At 46.0% G+C, this 15,491-nt stretch carries 17 protein-coding genes and 1 riboswitch; of the genes, 13 read left to right on the top strand and 4 right to left on the bottom strand.

All coding sequences use genetic code 11. The features are described 5' to 3' along the window. Window position 1: 1 nt before the first annotated feature. Window positions 2-430 carry a MerR family transcriptional regulator gene (locus tag B5066_RS10830; RefSeq protein WP_079475933.1) on the bottom strand — a complete coding sequence of 143 codons (429 nt, stop codon included), beginning with the start codon at window positions 428-430 and terminating at the stop codon, window positions 2-4. Window positions 431-548: 118 nt separating this feature from the next. Further along, window positions 549-652: riboswitch (TPP riboswitch) on the top strand. Window positions 653-789: 137 nt separating this feature from the next. Here B5066_RS10830 and tenA point away from each other — a divergent pair. Genes tenA through B5066_RS10850 form a run of 4 tightly spaced genes read left to right on the top strand, consistent with a single transcriptional unit; the run spans window position 790 to window position 4,481 of the window. After that, window positions 790-1,485: a thiaminase II gene (gene tenA, locus B5066_RS10835; protein ID WP_079475934.1), complete on the top strand. Its 696-nt coding sequence runs from the start codon at window positions 790-792 to the stop codon at window positions 1,483-1,485. After that, window positions 1,485-2,078, top strand: coding sequence for an ECF transporter S component (locus B5066_RS10840; protein WP_079475935.1), 594 nt, complete (start codon window positions 1,485-1,487; stop codon window positions 2,076-2,078). The genes tenA and B5066_RS10840 overlap by 1 nt, the downstream gene beginning before the upstream one ends. Next, window positions 2,075-3,730, top strand: coding sequence for an ABC transporter ATP-binding protein (locus tag B5066_RS10845; RefSeq protein ID WP_079475936.1), 1,656 nt, complete (start codon window positions 2,075-2,077; stop codon window positions 3,728-3,730). The genes B5066_RS10840 and B5066_RS10845 overlap by 4 nt, the downstream gene beginning before the upstream one ends. Then, on the top strand, window positions 3,723-4,481 hold the full coding sequence (locus B5066_RS10850) for an energy-coupling factor transporter transmembrane component T family protein (protein ID WP_079475937.1): 759 nt from the start codon (window positions 3,723-3,725) through the stop codon (window positions 4,479-4,481). Before B5066_RS10845 ends, B5066_RS10850 begins: the two co-directional genes overlap by 8 nt. 67 nt (window positions 4,482-4,548) lie before the next feature. Here the strand turns inward: B5066_RS10850 and B5066_RS10855 are convergent, their stop codons facing one another. Further along, a complete protein-coding gene (locus B5066_RS10855) occupies window positions 4,549-5,001 on the bottom strand; it encodes a flavodoxin domain-containing protein (RefSeq protein WP_022794029.1) in 453 nt (150 codons plus the stop codon). A gap of 167 nt (window positions 5,002-5,168) precedes the next feature. Here B5066_RS10855 and B5066_RS10860 point away from each other — a divergent pair, with 167 nt between their 5' ends. The 6 genes from B5066_RS10860 (at window position 5,169) to B5066_RS10885 (ending at window position 9,892) form a co-directional block, all read left to right on the top strand. Further along, window positions 5,169-5,876 carry an aspartate/glutamate racemase family protein gene (locus B5066_RS10860; RefSeq protein ID WP_022794028.1) on the top strand — a complete coding sequence of 236 codons (708 nt, stop codon included), beginning with the start codon at window positions 5,169-5,171 and terminating at the stop codon, window positions 5,874-5,876. Window positions 5,877-5,887: 11 nt separating this feature from the next. Beyond that, complete coding sequence (locus B5066_RS10865) at window positions 5,888-6,262, top strand: DUF488 domain-containing protein (protein ID WP_022794027.1); 375 nt, start codon at window positions 5,888-5,890, stop codon at window positions 6,260-6,262. 293 nt (window positions 6,263-6,555) lie between these two features. Further along, window positions 6,556-7,770: an NO-inducible flavohemoprotein gene (hmpA, locus tag B5066_RS10870; protein ID WP_079475938.1), complete on the top strand. Its 1,215-nt coding sequence runs from the start codon at window positions 6,556-6,558 to the stop codon at window positions 7,768-7,770. Window positions 7,771-7,865: 95 nt separating this feature from the next. Next, window positions 7,866-8,189 (top strand): cupin domain-containing protein, encoded by a 324-nt coding sequence (locus B5066_RS10875; protein WP_158219177.1) that lies wholly within the window; start codon window positions 7,866-7,868, stop codon window positions 8,187-8,189. 234 nt (window positions 8,190-8,423) lie between these two features. Next, a complete protein-coding gene (locus tag B5066_RS10880) occupies window positions 8,424-9,527 on the top strand; it encodes an amidohydrolase family protein (protein WP_244897363.1) in 1,104 nt (367 codons plus the stop codon). Next, the gene (locus tag B5066_RS10885) at window positions 9,527-9,892 is read left to right on the top strand and encodes a Rieske (2Fe-2S) protein (RefSeq protein ID WP_079475940.1); all 366 of its coding nucleotides are present in this window, start codon (window positions 9,527-9,529) and stop codon (window positions 9,890-9,892) included. Before B5066_RS10880 ends, B5066_RS10885 begins: the two co-directional genes overlap by 1 nt. A 36-nt stretch (window positions 9,893-9,928) precedes the next feature. Here the strand turns inward: B5066_RS10885 and B5066_RS10890 are convergent, their stop codons facing one another. Continuing rightward, window positions 9,929-10,264, bottom strand: a complete 336-nt coding sequence (locus B5066_RS10890) for a hypothetical protein (RefSeq protein WP_143745426.1) — start codon at window positions 10,262-10,264, stop codon at window positions 9,929-9,931. 214 nt (window positions 10,265-10,478) lie between these two features. Between B5066_RS10890 and mbcS the strand changes: the two genes are divergently transcribed. Both mbcS and B5066_RS10900 read left to right on the top strand, forming a co-directional pair. Continuing rightward, window positions 10,479-12,068: an acyl-CoA synthetase MbcS gene (gene mbcS / locus B5066_RS10895; protein WP_079475942.1), complete on the top strand. Its 1,590-nt coding sequence runs from the start codon at window positions 10,479-10,481 to the stop codon at window positions 12,066-12,068. A 257-nt stretch (window positions 12,069-12,325) separates the two neighbouring features. After that, entirely contained in the window at window positions 12,326-13,912 is a 1,587-nt protein-coding gene (locus B5066_RS10900; RefSeq protein WP_371862272.1) for a solute:sodium symporter family transporter, read from the top strand. Window positions 13,913-13,963: 51 nt separating this feature from the next. On the opposite strand, the gene B5066_RS10905 is transcribed toward B5066_RS10900, so the two are convergent. Next, complete coding sequence (locus B5066_RS10905) at window positions 13,964-14,617, bottom strand: TVP38/TMEM64 family protein (protein ID WP_079475944.1); 654 nt, start codon at window positions 14,615-14,617, stop codon at window positions 13,964-13,966. A 210-nt stretch (window positions 14,618-14,827) separates the two neighbouring features. On the opposite strand from B5066_RS10905, the gene B5066_RS10910 reads away from it, so the two are divergent. Beyond that, window positions 14,828-15,466 (top strand): HD domain-containing protein, encoded by a 639-nt coding sequence (locus tag B5066_RS10910; RefSeq protein ID WP_079475945.1) that lies wholly within the window; start codon window positions 14,828-14,830, stop codon window positions 15,464-15,466. Window positions 15,467-15,491 lie beyond the last annotated feature (25 nt).

Here is a 15,491-nt window from a genome sequence, read left to right on the forward strand (position 1 = left end):
GTCACTTCTCCTTATTGAATGAAGATAATACGTTGTCAGCTTGGTTTTTCAGATTTTCCATTTCCGTTTTAAACGTTGTCATCTGGTTGATTTTTTGGTCGAGCATATCAATCTGGGCCTGAAGGCTATCAGAAATTTGTTTCAAATCCTCGTGCTGCATCGTCGTTTCCTGTACCGACTGGTAGTGGCTATAGACTGTTTTTACCTGCTCTTTCAAATCGAGATACTGCTGCAGCTCCTGAAGAGAAAACCCAAGAACCTCCTTTGCGGTTACTACATTCTGCAGACGTTCAATATCCTGGTCATCGTACACTCTGGTTCCTTTTTCTGTACGCTCTGGTGCTGATATAAGACCAATTTGTTCATAATAACGTATTGCACGTTTCGTTAAGCCTGTGGTTTGAGCGGCTTCTTCAATTTTGTACAGCATGCATCACCCTCCTGTTAAGTTTCATGATATAACCTTAACGTTAACGTCATATTTTGTAAAGGCAAAATGGGGCTTTGACTTTCTGAAATAATGTGATACAGTGTAGACAACTTAATAGGGAATCCGCTAGGGGTGCCGGTAACGGCTGAGATAAGGACTATCCTTAATCCCTTTGAACCTGATCTGGTTAAGGCCAGCGTAGGAAAGTGGAGACGGTAGAATACGTCTATATCAGAAGCAGCAGCTTTATAATAGCGGACGTTTATTCGAAGCCACTCCACCAATGGAGTGGCTTTTTTTGCTCCATTGGTCTTTACTGCCCGTAGTGGTTCCCTCCTAATTTAAAGGAGGAAGTAACAATGAAATTTTCAGAGCTTTTATGGCAGGACACAGAGCACATTTTTGAAGCCTGCTGGGAAAATCCATTTGTGCAGGGCATCGGGAAAGGTGATGTCCCAAAAGAAGCTCTTATCCATTACGTGAAGCAGGATTTTGAATACTTAAATGCCATGATCAAGACAAAAGCAATTGGGATAACAAAATGCACGTCCAGAGAAGACATGATCATGTTTAAAGATACCATTGATTTTGTGTTAAACAGTGAAACGCACCCGCACCATAATTTATGTGCGCAGGCGGGAGTGGCTTATGAAGAATTGCAGGGCTACGCGCTTGCCCCGGCTTCCCAGCATTATGTGCTTCATATGCTGCACCATGCTGAAAAGGGCACACTTGGCGATGTGATTGCGGTAACGCTCGCCTGCCCGTGGGTGTATTTGTATGTGGGTGAAAGGCTGATGAAAGAAGTGAATCCGAACGAGGACCATCCGTTTAACGACTGGATTCGTTTCTACGGAGACCGTGAAGAGCGGGAAATGTACAAATATATTGACCGCCTTGATGAACTGGCAGAAACAGCTACAGAAGAAGAAAAGCAGCGTTGGCGGACGTTATTTATGGAAGGGTGCCAGCTCGAGTATATGTTTTTTGAGGACGCGTATCATGCAAAAGACTGGCCCTTTGCCAGAACATTAACAGACGGAAAAAAAGCTTAATGATAAACAAACGCTTAAACCTCAGGGATATCGTCGTTATCTCATTTATTTCAGCTGTTCTTGGTGTCCTTTATCTTCTTTGGGTACTGCTCGGACAAATTGTTACGGGCGTCCTCGGGCCAGTTGGGGGCGGACTGATGGCAGGCTTCTGGATCCTCGCTCCGGTAATATGCGCCTATATCATTCAAAAACCAGGAGCGGCGCTGCTGGCAGAGCTTATTGCGGCTGGCACTGAAGTTATGGCCGGGTCTGTGAGCGCGGGAGCAGTGCTCGTTCTCGGCTTCACGCAGGGGATTGCCGCAGAAATTATTTTTGCCATGTTTTTCTACCGAATCTTTCGTCTGCCGGTATTAATGCTTGCCGGAATGGCAGGGACGTCTGCTGCATTTTTAACCCAGTATATTCTTTATGGATTCAGTCAGTACGCAGGTTCTGTTGTTGTATTTATGCTGGTAACCATGCTTATAAGCGGTGCTCTTTTAGCCGGGTGGGCAGGGAAAAGCTTTACAGACGCCCTGGTAAAAACAGGCGTTCTCGACCGCTTTGCTCTTGGCCGCCAGCGTCGGGAAGGGCAGCAGAGGAACGCTGTATGATTTATGCAGAGAATGTAACCATTGCATATCCTTACGCTGAGCCTTCGGTAGAGGGTTTTTCGGCTGAAATACGTACTGGGGAAAACGTGCTGCTGCTCGGCCCGAGCGGCTCGGGTAAAAGTACGTTGGCACTGGCCCTTCAGGGAATTCTTCCGCGCTCAGTAGAGGCAGAAGTGTCTGGTGAATTGAACGTATTCGGAGAAAATCCAGCGGTGAAATGCATTACAGAGGCTGCCAGAGAGGCGGCTCTGTTGTTCCAGGATCCCGATACCCAATTCTGCATGCCGACAGTGCGGGAAGAGCTTGTATTTACGCTTGAGAACCTGCGCGTACCTGCGGAGGATATCGAAGGCCGGATGCTTGAAGCCTTGCAGTTCACAGGCATGCTTTCTTGTATTGACGCCCGTATTGACATGCTTTCCGGAGGGATGAAGCAAAAAATAGCTGTGTCCTGCATAGCTGCTGTGAATCCGGAGATCTGGATTTTGGATGAACCGCTCTCCCAGCTCGATCCGGTAAGCCGTGAAGCAGTGGCCGCACTTCTTGGCCGTATTGCAGAAGCCCCTGATAAAACATTAATTTTGATTGAGCATCAGCTAAATGAAGTGATGGAGTGGGTGAGCAGGGCGGTCGTATTGAACCGCAATGGTCAGGTGACAGCGGATGGAAGCCCCGGCCGTATATTTTACTCCCACGCTGCTGTACTCGAAGCAGAAGGAGTGTGGCTGCCTGCACCTGCAGAAGCGGGAAAAAAGTTGCTCAGAAAGACGGAGACAACCAAAGCTGCTCTTCCCGTCACTTTGCGGGAATGGGAGGTGTTTGCAGCGGATTACCCTGTTGCCGAGGTTCATGCATCTCTGCCGCAGTCGAAACAGGGGGGTGAGCCTTCTCAGAAGCCGCCTGTCCTGAAGGTGGAACGGGCGGCCTCTGCCTATAGTATGCAGACGGTTTTCGAAAACGTGTCTTTTTCCCTTTACCCTGGAGAAATGACTGCCGTCGTAGGGGCAAATGGAGCTGGGAAAAGCACACTCGCACGAGTTCTTACCGGATGGGAGCCTATTAAAAGCGGTACCGTGTATGTTAACGGACAAGATATAGCCGGTCTGAAGCCGTACGAAATTGCCAAAACCTTCGGGATTGTTTTTCAACAGCCCGAGCACCAGTTTCTAACGCCGACCGTAGAAGAAGAAATACGCTACGGAATGGAGATAGCAGGATGGTGCGAGGAAGATATTGTTCAGCAGACAAATGAACTGTTGATTCAGTTTCAGCTCGGCCATATTCGGAAAAACCATCCGTTTCGGCTCAGTCAGGGGGAAAAACGGCGTCTCTCAGTGGCAGTAATGGTGACAAACAACCAGTCCATTTTAATTTTGGATGAGCCGACGTTTGGGCTTGATAAGCGAAATGCTGATGCTTTGTTTGAAGTGCTGGAGCAGTGCCGGCAACGCGGAAAAGCGGTTCTCTGGCTGACGCATGATATGGATCTGGTTTATACAAAAGCGGCACGGGTCCTTGCGCTGGCAGAACGAACGCTTGTCTACGACGGGAGTGTAGAAGCATTTTTTGATGGCAGCATAGACTTAGGAAAAATCGGTGTCCGGCTGCCTTCGGTACAGCTTATGCGCCTAGGAGGGGGCAGCCATGCTTGAAGAGCTCCAGACCCGGGACGCTTTTTTACAGCGGGTACATCCAACGCTGAAGCTGCTCAGCCTTTTCACTGTATTTTTCTTTATGATTTTCATTTATGATATATGGCATCCACTTGCTGTGCTGGTGCTAACTATTGCTGCCATCTTCTTTCTGGGAAAAGTGCCGTTAAAGCTGCTGCTCATACTCCTGCTCCCGTTTGCACTTTTTGGTTTCAGCTTTGTATGGCTTCAGGTGGTTTTTCCTGAAGAAAGGGGTGCTACGGTTCTTTTTTATGTATTTCACATGCCGGTGGCTCTTGAAAATATCCAAACAGGTGTCTCGCTAGGCTTAAGAGCGATGGTGTTTGCTTCCTGGTCGCTTCTTTTTGTCCTCACCACCTCTCCAGTGAGTTTAGTGATGAGTTTGATACAAAAATGGCATATGCCTCCGAGTATTGGATATGGAATGATGGCAGCCTACCGTTTTCTTCCCCAGCTTCGAAAAGAACTGGTGGTAATCCGCAGAGCCCGGCAGATTAGAGGAATGGGTTCAAAGCCCAGAATGCGGGAGTGGAAAGAGGCAGGGGTGCCATTGATGGCAGGGGCTGTACGAAAAGCAGAAAGAACAGCCCTGGCGATGGAATCCAAAGGGTTTGACGGCTCGAGAAAAAGAACGAGGTATGTGCAAATGAATTATAAAAAAACGGACGTCTGGTTTACTGCCGGCTTTATACTGTTTATTACTGTCGTTTTTCTGCTGCCCCTGTCGTAGCAGGGCAGCGGAATTGATTAAAATAACCCCAGGGGCCGTGGGCCTCCGGGGTTAGTCGGGTTGCCGGTTATTTTACTAAAAACTTTTCTTCGATGCGGTCCACATAGCTTTTAATATCTTCAGCAATGTTATCCATTTCATCCACATCGACTTTCATGGTGGGAATATCACCTTTATGTCCGCGTTCACGGAATTGCCCGATCATTTCATCCACAGCTCCGGCGAAGTTTTCATACGCATGATCCCCGGAGCCAAAGATGGAAATCGAAAGGCCGGAAATATCATAGGCGAAAAGGTCTTCCAGAAAGTCTTCTGTTTCTTCAGGAATATCGCCTTCGCCCCACGTATATGTGCCCATAATGAGCAGATCATGCGGAAGGGGATCTTCGTTTGGAAGCCCATCGGCGATCATGTCCATCAGCTCTACTTCGTGCCCGCGGCTGATAAGTTCTTCTTCTGTGTCGATCGCCATATCTTCAGTGTTTCCAGTCATTGTGGAATAGAACAAAAGTATTCGCATATGTCCATTCCTTTCTTATATAGGTTCGTGCTTAAAATACATATTTAGTATACTTATTATATATGCTGCTGCCGGCTTGTGCAATCACCCCGGTAAACGTACGCAAAATATGTTAAAATATATATATCGAAAATATATATTAGTATTTTTGTGAAGGGGGAGAAAAAGTGAAACAAATAGGTATTATCGGCGGCCTTGGGCCGGAATCAACGGTAGAATATTATCAATCCATTATTAAAAAATATCAGAAAAAGGAGAACAGTCTTCAGGTGCTTCCGGAATTGTACATCAACAGTATTAATATGTACAACATTTTTAAGTATATTTCGGAAGAACGAATGGATGATCTGATTGAGTATTTGGGCAATGCAGCCCGGAAGCTTGAACTGCTGGATGTCGACGGCATCATTATTGCAGCAAACACGCCGCACCTTGTATTTGAAGAGGTGCAAAAGCAGGTCGAGGTGCCGATGCTAAGCATTGTGGATGCCGCAGTGGAAGCAGCAGAAAATCAAGGCGCCGAAAATATTGGGCTGCTTGGTACAAAATTTACGATGGAGCAGAATTTTTTCAAGAAACCGTTCATAGAAAAAGGGAAAAACATCTATGTGCCAGATGAAAGCACGCAGCAGTATTTACACGAAAAAATCGTCAGCGAGCTTGAAAATGGCATCGTAAACCCTGAAACGAAAAAGGAATTTGAACGGATCACCAGGGAGATGATTGAACAACATAAACTCGATACCGTGATCCTTGGCTGCACGGAACTGCCGATGATTCTTTCTGAAAAAGATTTTTCGATTCCTTTTTTAGATACGATGCAGGTTCACGTAGACAGGATTGTAGACTTTATGTTTGAAGAAAGTAAAGCATAGGGAGGGCGGTAATGGTGATTCAACTGAAAAGAATTTATGAAGAAACAGAGGAAAAAGAAGGGCGCCGGGTATTAGTCGACGGCGTATGGCCGCGGGGAATAGCAAAGGATAAAGCCAAAGTGGATGAATGGGCCAGGGACGTTGCTCCTTCCAAGCAGCTGCGGCAATGGTTTTCCCACGACCCGGAGAAGTTTGACGAATTTAAAGAGAAGTATAAGCAGGAGCTCGAGCAAAATACCGAACAGGCTGAAGCTCTCGATCAGTTAAAGCAGACCGTACGTGAACAGAACAAACAGGTGACGCTCGTATTTGCTGCAAAGGAAGAAACATATAATCATGCCCGTGTCTTAAAAGAAATACTTGATCGTCAGCCGAAGGACTCTTAAAGAAGAAGAGGTGAAAACGATGGAGGAGTATCTGGGCCAATGCAGTGATTGCGGCAAAGAAATTTACTGCAGGGACGGGTTTTTAGAAGGGGTTCATGAGAATGGCCGGCTATACTGCTTTGAATGCGCTGAATAAATGTTCAATACTCCGTGTCCAGGTGGGTACGGAGTTATTTTGTATATAAAAGCTGATTGTGAACGTTTAATGAAGTATTTCTAAAAGTATAGATTAAAATATGTATTTATAATACACTTTTTATAGAAGTTAAAAACGTTTTCACTGGAGGAATTCGATGCTTGCACCACAAACGATTGAAACAGTAAAAGCAACAGCCCCAGCTATTCAGGCTAACGCCGCAGCTATTGGCAACCGTTTTTATGAAATGCTCTTTGAAAAAGCACCTGAGCTGCGAAACATGTTTAACCAGACGAACCAGGAAACAGGTGTCCAGCCGGAAGCTCTTGCTTATTCTGTCTACCAGGCCGGAGCGAATATTGACCGTCTGAAAGAGCTTCGTCCTACTATTGAACGCATAGCGGAAAAACACCGGGCCCTGGATGTCAGGCCGGAACATTATGGATTAGTAGGGGAAACACTGCTCGAAGCGGTGGAGGAAGTGCTTGGAGACGCAGCCACCCCGGAAATTCTGGACGCGTGGGGAGAAGCGTATCATGCGCTTGCTGATATTTTTATTCAAAAAGAAGCAGTAAAGTACGAAGAAGTGGAAGCCGCCCGGGGCGGGTGGACGGGCTACCGTCCGTTTTATGTAGCGGAAAAAGTGCCGGAGAGCGATGTCATTACTTCGTTTTACTTAAAGCCGCAGGACGGGGAGGCTATTATACCGCAGCAGCCAGGACAGTATTTAACGCTGCAGGCAGATATTGAGGGTGAGCCCTATACACATATGCGCCACTACAGTCTGTCGGATGCTCCAAATGAAAACTATTACCGGATCAGCGTGAAGCGGGAGGATCCTGAGAATGGAAATCCGGCCGGCATTGTGTCGAATTATCTGCACCGGGATGTAAACGAGGGAGATGTACTGCTGTTCGCAGCGCCGGCAGGAGAATTCGTGATAGAAACAGAGGAAATGCCAATTGTGTTAATCAGCGGGGGCGTTGGTATTACTCCGATGATGAGTATGCTGAATACACTTGTACAGGAAGATACGAAACGAAACGTGACGTTTATTCACGCTGCTGACAGCAGCAAGGTGCATGCCATGAAAGCACGTGTGGAGCAGCTCGCAGATACGTATTCAAATATTGAAGCCTACACCTGTTACTCCGCACCAACGGAGAACGACCGCACGCATAGAATGTTTGATAAAGAAGGATTTATAGACGCAGATTGGCTGGAAACTGTCCTTCCTGAAGAACAGGCAGATTTTTATTTCTGCGGCCCAATACCTTTTATGAAGGTAGTTAATGAAATTTTAAAGGACAGAGGAGTGCCGGCTGAGCGCCGTCATTATGAAGTTTTCGGTCCGGAAAGCACGATTGAATAATTAATACCTCAGAGATAAAACTGATTCAGCTGCGGCATATCTATTTGGATTCTGCCGCAGCTGTTTTAAGTTCAATTAATGAAAGGATGAAAAAAATGAAAATCCAGAGTCTTACACAATTAGCTCCTTTCAGCGGGGATCGAATGGCAAAAGAAATTGTGTTTAAAAAGAATAACTGCAAAGCTGTGGTGTTTAATTTCTCGCCCGGCCAGAGCCTCCCTCTGCATGACCATCCATTCACTCAAACGTTTGCATTAGTCGCAAGCGGCGAAGGACTCTGCTATACAGAGGATGAAAACTTTCCCATCAAAGAAGGAGACCTTATTCAATGCGGCCCTGCAGAAAAAATAGGCTTTGAAAATAATAGTTCCTCTAATTTGAGTGTGTATGTGACACTGGTGTATATCGAAGAAAATTAGCATCTGCTAAATAAAATAATGTCTGCAATAAATATCAGCAGCCTCCCTGTCAGTGATAGGTAATAGGTTAGTAAGTAAATAGCGGGATACTGAAAAACTGCTACTGAGGTTCACTGATGCTCACTGGCATACACTGGCACAGCTTATAGAGCTGGACGCCTTCTAGAGCGCTTTGTTTATTCCAGGGCCGAGTTGATACGGTTAGGGAGTAGATGAAAGGAAGGATGCTGATTTATGCAGACTTTAAACAACGAAGCCAAAACTAACCAAACGAAAATGTACAGACTGATCGATACTGATATCCATGAACGGGTAATGTATGAAGATTTATTTCCCTACTTAGAGCAGCCGTGGAGAAGGTATATTGAAGATTGCAACTGGCAGCAGGAAAAACATATGCCGTTTACCCAGCCAGCCGTAGCCGGTGTGGACCGGGCCGACGCAAAAACGCCGGACGGAAAACCGGCGGGCACAAGCCTTCCATTTATGCAGGAGCAGCTGCTTGACGCTAACAATCACGAATTTGGTATTCTAACTGGAGCGCTCGATCCCTCCCCTTCCTCCATGCACGGATGGTACGAGATGGCCACAGCTCTTGCCAGCGCCTATAATGACTGGCAGATTCACGAATGGCTGGATAAAGACAGCCGCCTGTACGGCTCCGTTCACATTGCCGCCCAGGAAGTAGCGAACGCGGTGAAAGAAATTGAACGTGTCGGCTCTCACCCGAAAATGATTCAGGTGCTTTTGCCTATTGATGATATTGCATGGGGAGATCCGTACTATCATCCGATATTTGAAGCTGCTGAACGCCATGACCTGATGATCGGCATGCATCACAATGAACCGCCGGCTCCGCTCGGGAAATGGCCGAGATACTTTATTGAATGGCATTCCCTGATCGCCACCTCCCATATGGCCCAGATTACAAGCATGATCTTCAACGGGGTATTTGAAAAATATCCAAAGCTCAAGCTGATGATGATTGAGGGCGGATTCACATACGTACCATTTCTAATGAAGAAACTTGATCAGCAGTTTAAGGATCTTCGCCATGAAGTGCCGTGGGTAACTAAGATGCCGAGTGATACTATTAAAAGCCGGATGGCGTTTACGACCCAGCCGCTTGAAGAAATGAGCAGAAAGGAATGGAATCTCTTAGTAGAGCAGATGGGAACTGATGAAATCATCTGTTTTAGTACGGACTATCCGCACTGGGATTATGACTCTCCGGACGAAGCCGTGCCCAAAGGACTTGAAGACGATGTGCTTGAGCGGATCTACGGTGAAAACGCCAGAACATTCTATCCAAAACTGCCAGCACGGGGTGACATCTGATGGCAGCCGTTATCTGCAGAGAAGAGGAATTGGAAAAGCAGGAGATGATTCCGGGGAGCGTGGATAATATCCCGGTTTTTGTCTGCCGGACGTCGGAAGGGGAAATCAGGGCATTTATCGACCGGTGCCCCCATCAGGGTGCCTGCATGTCGAAGGGAAAAATTGACGGGGCGCCTATGAGCACTGCACCCGGCGAATATTCCTTTGAACACGAAGGTGACATTGTCCGGTGCCCATGGCATGGCAGGGAATATAATCTCCGGGAAAGCGGTAGACCGCTTGCGCCGGTAAGAGGTAAACTAAAAGAGTTTTCTGCTTATATAAAAGACAGCTATGTATATGTAGAACTAAAGAGAGGCTCGTAAGCCTCTCTTTTTTATTAATATTTAGCTGGGAAATAATTAGCTGTTTAAATTACCGCCGCGGACTTCCTGCAGCTGGCGGACGGCTTCAATCTGCTCGTCGTTTAATTCAGCGTAATTGCCGGCAGCATCCAACGTCAATATAACGGACGTTCCGGTCAGGGAGTATTTATTCGTAAGATCCCCGAACTGCTTGGATTCTACTTTATAATCTGCTTCTTCGTACTGATCTTCGTTCGCAAGAGCGTAAATATCAAGCTCCGGAATCATTTCGAGCATGATGGCATCGTTGCCCATGATACTGTAGATATCATTTTGTCCCTCTACTTCGCGGACTTCAATTTCCTCATTAGGTTTACTGATAATAATATTCATCGTGACATTCATCCTTTCTGCTTCCAAATCAATAGTAGTTACCGTACAAAAACGTTCCTCTCCTGCTATAACCGTTTCCTTCTTCCCACAAACATGAAAAAAAGATAAAATCATAATGGGAATAATCAGATTCTTTAGGCGTATAAGTGGACATACACTGCTGCGGCGCATATGATGGAAAAAGATAAAATAGTGGTAAGGGAGATATGTAATTATGATTAATGCAAGTCAGCTGACACCAAATGAAACCTATAATTTAATCGAAGAAATGGAGCGCTATGATTCAGAGCGTCTGGCGTTGAAATGGCAGGATGATAAAGGCAGCCGCCGGGAGGTTACATATCATGAACTGATCCAGCAGGCCAATCAGTATGCCAACGTCCTTACCGGCCTTGGACTATCCAAAGGTGACAAAGTACTTGTCATGGTACCCCGTCTTGTAGAAGCCTATGTTACATATTACGCTTGCCTGAAAGCAGGCCTTGTGATTATTCCTTCTTCAGAGATGCTCCGGGCAGACGACATTAAGTACCGGGCGGAACATTCCGGTTCCCGCGCGATTATCTCTTATGCTCCGTACGCAGAGGAAATCGACCAGATGGAGCCTGTGCCGGAAACACTTGAGCATAAGCTGATGATTGGGGGAAGTAAAGAAGGCTGGAAAGAGATTGAAACAATGGCAGCAGAGGAGTCCCGAAGCTTTAACATTGTTCAGACTCACCGTGATGACACTGCTTTTCTTCCATACACTTCGGGGACGACGGGTAAACCAAAAGCTGTCGTGCACAGTCACGGCTGGGCTTACGCCCACCTGCGGGTAGCGGCAGATGAGTGGCTCGATATTCACGAAAACGATGTGGTCTGGGCTACCGCCGGGCCAGGCTGGCAGAAGTGGGTCTGGAGCCCGTTTTTATCTGTACTCGGCCAGGGCGCCACCGGATTTGCCTACAACGGCCGCTTTGATCCGGAGACTTACCTGCAGCTCCTTCAGGACGAAAAAGTAAATGTGCTTTGCTGCACGCCGACAGAGTACCGGTTGATGGCTAAAATTGAAGGTCTCGAAAAGTATGATCTTTCAGCGATGCACAGCGCGGTATCAGCGGGAGAGCCCCTGAATGAGGAAGTTATCCAAGTGTTCCGGGAGAAGTTTAATCTTCCTGTGCGTGATGGTTACGGGCAGACAGAAAGCACGCTCCTTATCGGAACGTTGAAGGGCGTGCCTGAAAAAATAGGTTCGATGGGCAAACCAATGATCGAACAATTTATTGAAATAGTGAATGAAGACGGTAATCCGGCGAAGGCCAATGAAATTGGCAATATCGCTGTGCATCGTAATCTTCCATCGCTGTTTCAGGGCTATTACAAAGAGCCGGAACGTACGAGTGCTTCCTACCAGGGCGATTACTTTTTAACCGGTGACAGGGCGATGAAGGACGAAGATAATTACTACTGGTTCCAGGGACGCAGTGATGATATCATTATCAGTTCAGGCTATACCATCGGGCCCTTTGAAGTAGAGGATGCACTTACAAAACATCCTTCCGTCAAGGAATGCGCCGCAGTTGCAAGTCCCGACGATATCCGCGGCAACGTCGTGAAGGCATTTATTGTACCTAACGGCCAGGTGGAAAATGAAGAGGCTCTAACGAAAGAACTGCAAAACCATGTTAAAGAAATGACCGCCCCATATAAGTATCCACGCCGGATTGAGTTTGTAGAATCATTGCCAAAAACAAGCTCTGCGAAAATCCGCCGTATTGAACTCCGCGAACAGGAGCTTGCAAAAGCGAACAAAAATCAATAGTATAAGCAGCCTGATTCGACTGCCCTGCGGCATATGCTGCAGGGCAGTCTTAAGTTGTTACGAAACAGGTTTCGTAACTTATGTACAGTTGACCAAAAATTAAAAATATTTTTAGGAAAGCGTTTACCTTATTGATAATTTCGGTTAGAATAAAAACAACCCCGCCGAAGGGGGAGAAGTTGAAACAAAATAATAACAATTGTTTTGTTTCAATTTTTGAAATATGTCATAGACATACAACTAAAGGGGGGCTTGTTATTTTATCTCTTATCACATTTATCATGATCGTCGGGGCAATCTGGCTTTTTGCTTATACCCGCAGCCGGTCGGTTAAAACAGACAGTGCCGAAGGATACTTTCTGGCCGGCAGAAGTTTAACCGGTATTACGATTGCAGGTACGATTATTATGACGAACTTATCGACTGAGCAGATTGTCGGACAGAACGGCCAAAGCTATGCTTCCGGGATGGAAGTAATGGCATGGGAAGTAACTTCAGCCATAGCGATTGTATTGCTGGCACTTGTGTTTCTTCCGAAATACTTAAAATACGGCGTAGATACTGTTACCGATTTCATCGAGAGCCGTTACGACAAAACGACGAAACGAATTGCTTCTTTTCTTTTTATTTTTACTTATATGACTTCTTTCTTACCCGTCGTGTTGTACTCCGGCTCACTCGTATTTAATCAAATTTTTGCCGTAGATCAATTACTCGGCGTAGAGCCTTTAACTGCCGTTGCCTTTATCGCTGGATTGACCGGGCTTATCGGTCTTTTATATCTTTTGATGGGCGGCTTAAGGTTAAGCGCTTTCAGCGATACCGTTTATGGCATTGCTCTTTTGGTCGGCGGGTTAACGATTCCTGTGCTTGGACTGATGGCTTTAGGCGACGGTAACTTTTTCCGCGGGATGGAAACGATTCAGGCCAATACTCCTGAAAAATTAAACTCGATCGGCGCTATTGATTCGGCTTACGTGCCGTGGCCGACGCTCTTTTTAGGAATGTTTTTTAATAACCTGTTTTTCTGGTGCACAAATCAGATGATCGTGCAGAAGGCACTGGCAGGAAGAAACTTGAAGGAAAGCCAGAAGGGTGCTTTATATGTAGGTTTCTTTAAAATATTTGGTGCGCTGTTCCTCGTATTTCCAGGTATTATTGCGTTCAATTTATTTGGCGGAGAGCTTAGAACTGCAGACAACGCGTATCCGCGCTTAGTTACAGAAGTGCTTCCTCCGTCGGTGGAAGGGATTTTTGCAGCCATTATTTTTGGAGCTATTTTAAGTTCCTTTGTGGGCGCTCTGAATGCCACAGCCACGTTATTTACCCTGGATTTTTACAAGCCATTAATTAAAAAGGATGCAAGCGACAGACAGGTGGCACGTGCTGGTAAGTTGATAACAGTGATAGTAGCTTTGATAGCTATTTTAATCGCCCCGCTGATTTCGTTTGCGCCGTCGGGACTGTACAACGTTGTCCAGTCGTTTAATGGATTATACAGTATGCCGTTGCTTGTCATTATCATCCTCGGATTTTATTTCAAATATGGTACTGCCTTTGCCGCAAAAGTGACATTTATCACTCACGTGGTACTCTATGGTATTTTCTGGCTGTTTATGGATTATCATTATCTGTATGCCTTCAGCGTGTTGTTCTTTGTCGACATCCTCGTTTTATGGCTGGTAAGCCGATTGAAACCGATCGATAAACCGTTTGAATTCCAGGAAAATATCAACAAAGTGGATATGACTCCGTGGAAGCACAGAAAATGGGTGAGTGCAGTCATTATTATTACGGTGGTAGCGACGTACCTGCTGTTCTCTCCTATTGGACTTGCCGGGTAACAAGAAATGAATATCGAAAGTGCTGGAGTGCCGAAGAGGCCTCCAGCTTTTTTATGGCTGCAGGCCGAGCCATTTTTTGATTTTCTTTCGAAGAAAAAAACCGGCCGCGCTTAAAATAAAAAGAAATGCGATTGCGATCCAGAGCAGAAGGCGGCTGACGGAGACGATGCTTTGCCCGAACGTTCCGTACATCAGCATTCCGGGGATAATACCAATCATGGTCGCTGAGATGAAATGTGAGTATTTGATTTTCGAAAAACCAGACAAATAGCTGAGCATGCTGAACCCCATCAGCGGGATAAGCCGCAGCACCAGTACAACCAGGAACCCGCGGTTTTCCATCAGGTACCTCATACGGACATTCCATGGAATTTGGCGCTTGCTGAATATGGTTCTCCCCATAAAACGCCCAATAAAATATCCGCTGGTTGCGCCGCCAAGAGCACCCGTCCATATATAGAGAATTCCAGGCCAAATGCCATAAGTAATACTTGCAGTAATAGACAGCAGGGAGGAAGGAAAATAAATAAAGGGAGCGAGTGTGTAAGCAACCAGAAAAATGACCGGTGAAATCCAGCCAAACGAAGTGATAAATTCCTGAATTTCTTTTGGGTGGATGCTTAGTCTAACGTTGAAGAGATAATACAATCCGATTAAAGCAGCTACAAACAGGCAGCCTTTGACAACATTCAAGCGTGAGCGCATATTTTCCCTCCTTTGACGGCAGAAACCTGGCAGTATACAAAAGGCGTGGCTGTGTATTTAAACTATTTTAAGCTTAACACGGAAGCCGTAGGCAAACGACAATAATAAGCGCAGGAGCCTGCTTGTTAAAAACACGCATACATAAAGGCGTTGAGGGGAAATCTTCTAATAGCAGGAGGCAAACATATAGAAAAAGGAGGAGAATTGTAAATGGCAAACAGTGTAGCAGGTGTAAAAATACCTGACAGTAAAATAGCAAAAGAAGCAGCAGATCTATTGCGGGAGTATGGCTCTGAACTGCTTTGGAATCACTCGAACCGGGCGTACCTTTTTGGAGAAATTCAGGGAAGGGAAGCCGGGTTGAAGTATGATTCGGAGCTGTTATATGTAAGTGCATTATTTCATGATCTCGGATTGACCAGTCAGTACAGCAGCCCGGATAAACGTTTTGAGGTGGACGGGGCGAATGCAGCCCGCAGTTTCCTCCAGCAGCATAATATGGAGGATGAATCTATCCGTCTTGTGTGGGATGCTATTGCCCTTCATACTACGATTGGCGTTGCCGAATATAAAGAGTCGGAGGTATCGCTTCTTTATTCAGGAGTAGGGCTCGACGTCATGGGAGACGGCTATCACCAGTTTCCGGAAAAGTTACGGGAAGAGGTGGTGAGCGCATATCCCCGGAATAATTTTAAAGAAAAAATCCTTCCCGCTTTTTATGAAGGGTTCAAGCACAAGCCCGAAACCACATTCGGAAATATTAAAGCAGACGTCTGTGAGCGATTTATGCCGGATTATAAAAGCCCGGACTTTTGTGAATGCGTTCTGCATTCTCCGTGGAAGGAATAGAAAATTGATAATAAATAGAAGTGCT

The sequence above is a fragment of the Marinococcus halophilus genome (genome assembly GCF_900166605.1).
Lineage (GTDB): Bacteria > Bacillota > Bacilli > Bacillales > Marinococcaceae > Marinococcus > Marinococcus halophilus.

Excerpts from the sequence above, each read along its gene's own strand:
- B5066_RS10830 (WP_079475933.1), bottom strand. The coding sequence starts at position 430 with ATGCTGTACAAAATTGAAGAAGCCGCTCAAACCACAGGCTTAACGAAA.
- tenA (WP_079475934.1), top strand. The coding sequence starts at position 790 with ATGAAATTTTCAGAGCTTTTATGGCAGGACACAGAGCACATTTTTGAA.
- B5066_RS10840 (WP_079475935.1), top strand. The coding sequence starts at position 1,485 with ATGATAAACAAACGCTTAAACCTCAGGGATATCGTCGTTATCTCATTT.
- B5066_RS10845 (WP_079475936.1), top strand. The coding sequence starts at position 2,075 with ATGATTTATGCAGAGAATGTAACCATTGCATATCCTTACGCTGAGCCT.
- B5066_RS10850 (WP_079475937.1), top strand. The coding sequence starts at position 3,723 with ATGCTTGAAGAGCTCCAGACCCGGGACGCTTTTTTACAGCGGGTACAT.
- B5066_RS10855 (WP_022794029.1), bottom strand. The coding sequence starts at position 5,001 with ATGCGAATACTTTTGTTCTATTCCACAATGACTGGAAACACTGAAGAT.
- B5066_RS10865 (WP_022794027.1), top strand. The coding sequence starts at position 5,888 with ATGGTGATTCAACTGAAAAGAATTTATGAAGAAACAGAGGAAAAAGAA.
- hmpA (WP_079475938.1), top strand. The coding sequence starts at position 6,556 with ATGCTTGCACCACAAACGATTGAAACAGTAAAAGCAACAGCCCCAGCT.
- B5066_RS10875 (WP_158219177.1), top strand. The coding sequence starts at position 7,866 with ATGAAAATCCAGAGTCTTACACAATTAGCTCCTTTCAGCGGGGATCGA.
- B5066_RS10880 (WP_244897363.1), top strand. The coding sequence starts at position 8,424 with ATGCAGACTTTAAACAACGAAGCCAAAACTAACCAAACGAAAATGTAC.
- B5066_RS10885 (WP_079475940.1), top strand. The coding sequence starts at position 9,527 with ATGGCAGCCGTTATCTGCAGAGAAGAGGAATTGGAAAAGCAGGAGATG.
- B5066_RS10890 (WP_143745426.1), bottom strand. The coding sequence starts at position 10,264 with ATGAATATTATTATCAGTAAACCTAATGAGGAAATTGAAGTCCGCGAA.
- mbcS (WP_079475942.1), top strand. The coding sequence starts at position 10,479 with ATGATTAATGCAAGTCAGCTGACACCAAATGAAACCTATAATTTAATC.
- B5066_RS10905 (WP_079475944.1), bottom strand. The coding sequence starts at position 14,617 with ATGCGCTCACGCTTGAATGTTGTCAAAGGCTGCCTGTTTGTAGCTGCT.
- B5066_RS10910 (WP_079475945.1), top strand. The coding sequence starts at position 14,828 with ATGGCAAACAGTGTAGCAGGTGTAAAAATACCTGACAGTAAAATAGCA.